This window comes from Adlercreutzia sp. CNCM I-6215 (assembly GCF_977072315.1).
Window position 1 is genome coordinate 1 of the sequence record NZ_CDRVMA010000032.1, and the last position, 2843, is coordinate 2843.

Annotated in this window: 1 protein-coding gene; it reads right to left on the reverse strand. The window is 55.8% G+C overall.

The genetic code is table 11. The features are described from left to right. Positions 1 to 2772 (reverse strand): condensation domain-containing protein (locus tag ACW4LP_RS12260; RefSeq protein ID WP_455803866.1); only part of this gene is annotated, 2772 nt, incomplete at its 3' end. Positions 2773 to 2843: the final 71 nt, after the last annotated feature.

Here is a 2843-nt window from a genome sequence, read left to right on the forward strand (position 1 = left end):
GAGCGTCCCGCCGCCGAGGTCGGCCCCCTCCGAGTTCGCCTCGGCGCGCGCCGCGCGCTGCGAAGGGGGCAGCAGGTCGGGGAACGGCTCCGACCAGTCTGAGGCCGCCAAAGAGGAGACGGCCGAGCAGTACGCATCGAACATATCGGCGATCATTCCGTCGGGGAACAGCTCGGACACGTAGTCCCACGAGAGCATGACGCCGCCGCCTCTCTCCATGGCTTGGTGGTCGAGCCACACCTGTGGAGTCTGGGACAGGCCGCCCAGATAATCCATGAAGCCGCCGTCGAGATCGAACCTACTCAGGCCGAGGGCGCTTGTGAACACCACGGGCAGAACCACTCCGGAGGTCCCTGCGGAGCGCGCCAGCTCGCGCTGGACCCACACGGCCGAGACCGCCCTATGCTCCAATCCTCCGGCAAGCTCGTTCTGGACGCCCCTCATCTGGGCCTCGACGGACGCATCGGCCGAGGGGCGGCATGCCACCGGGAGAAGGGTGGTGAAGTCGCCCACCACCTTGTCTATGTCGGGATGGACCTCGGGGCGGTCGAAGATGGTCAGGTTCAGCGTCACGCCGCCCCCTCCGCTCCAGGCTGACAGCACCCTCGCGTAGCAAGCAAGCAGGACTGCCGAGGGTGTGATGCCGTGCAGCCGGGCCTTTTCCTTGACCGCCGACCATTCGGGCTCGGCAACCGTCCGCCACAGGCGCTCGAACCCCCCTTCCCCGACCGTCGAGGGGTCGGCGGCGAGGGGGAGCTGCGGCGCGGGCGGCAGCTCGGGCAAGCGCGAGCGCCAGTAGCCCTCCGCCTCTTCAACCTCGCGACCGTCTCTCCGGTGCCCGACGACGAAATCCCTGAACGTCAGGCCGATGCCGGGGAGGTCGGCCCCGGGGTTCTCGTAGAGTTCGGCCAGTTCGGCGAGAACGGTGCTCATGCTCACGCCGTCTACCATAGTGTTGTCGAAGCCAATACCGACAACAGCACCGCTGCTATAAACTGCCGAGAGAGCTTCAAAGCCGGGAGATTTCGTTAGATCTATCGATCTATGCGACATTGCTTGTTCGACTATTTTACGAGCATCTTTTGAATCCATTGCATTTTGGACAGCCAGAGGTAGATTCAGATCAGATGATCGATACACCTGCTGCTTCTCGCCATTCTTGACTAGAAGAGTGCGCAAGGCTCCGTGACGCTCGAGCAGAATCCTCCATGCTGATGCAAATCTGTCGTGACTGTATTCGCTAGTTTCAAACATGAAGAAGCAATAGGATCCTACCTTGCCCAAGTCGAGACCGCTGGTCCTTCCTATGGTGTATGCCCTCTGTACCTCGGTGAGGTCGAACGGCTCAAATCTCAACTCTTCATTGATAGTGATTGCCTTGGAGTTATTAGGAGACGAAATGGAAAGCCCTTTGCAGAAGTCTGCAAGATTTCCTGAGGCGAAAAGCTCCTTTAGACTTGCTTTGATGCCAATTTTTGAAAGAGCGGAAATCATCCGCGTAGCACTTAGGCTGTCTCCTCCGTATTCAAAAAATCCATCGTAGCGGCCGACACGCCTTCCTCCAAGGAATTTTGACCATATAGACGAAACCTTTTTCTCGATTTCTCCATTTGGCTCAATATAATTGTCAGATGCATCACAGAAAGAGCAATACAATTCAGCCCAGTCTTTAACGCTTCCTTTATCCACTTTTCCGTTTCTGGATAGCGGCTGAGAAGGTAGGATTCCAAGATGCTCGGGAACCATATATGCGGGAACTTCTTTTTCTAGAGTAGAGCGGAGAAGTGTGAGGTCGATAGGTGGAGAAGTTCGGCTGGACAGAGAGATGAACAGGCCATCGTCGATTTTTACCCAGTCGGCACGCAATCCTTTCTCCGAAAGAGAGTCGATCCATTTCTCGGGAGAAAGCAGACCGCTCGGTTCCCCATCGCCAAATGCGCACTGGGCAATTGCAGCTGTTACCATTGCGGAAGGGGCAAACTCGGTGGGATCCACAATGAAAGCCCTGCCGTCTGCTGCTAGGGTTTCTCCAAGAGCACTTATTGCCTCAGAAGGTTCTTCCATGGTGTGAATTGCGTTTATCGACACCACAACATCGAAACGTGCATGAATATCTTGATCGACAACTTTTGTAAGCTTTGCTGTTCTCACTTTTTCTGAAAAGTCGTCTAGCCTTGTTTTGGCCATATCTAGCATAGATTGAGAAGTGTCGAGCAGATGGTATTCCGAGATAGTATCTGCGACCTCGGGGAGCAACAGGGCTGATATGCGTCCACTTCGGCATCCGAAATCAGCGACTTTAAGTTTGCGGCCAAGCGTTTCAGCCATTGCCTTGATTGTGGCGATTGCGTCCTTGATGATTCTTTGGGACGAGTTGCGAGAGAGAAAGAGGGCTTCAGGAGAGAACCTGTCGCTTTCGTACAACGTGGAAGGGTCTGCGGCTTCTGTCAGTATCTTTTCATAGAAATCAGCGGCTTCTTCCAATGTGTTGTCTCGGCATACTGTTGAGCAATTTGAAGTGTTGCGAGAGAGCATTTCCATAACCGCGTGATATCGTGAAGAAGATTCGTCACTCTGCTCGTTCGTAAAAAGCCTGTCATTCGACAAGCCTCGCTCTTTGATAAGAATATTAGAAAGCGCAGTGAGCCGCGTGTGTTCAGCTTCCCTGTTCTCGACTGGCGATCTCTCGCTAATTGAGGCGATGGGGGCTTCGCTGATGGCAGGGATTGCGACAGCAAAAAGATGCTCGCGCTCGCCGGCCACGACGGCCACGGCCCCCTTCACCCCGGGGCATCCGGCCACGGCGGCCTCGACCTCGCCCAGCTCCACCCTGTGGCCGCGTA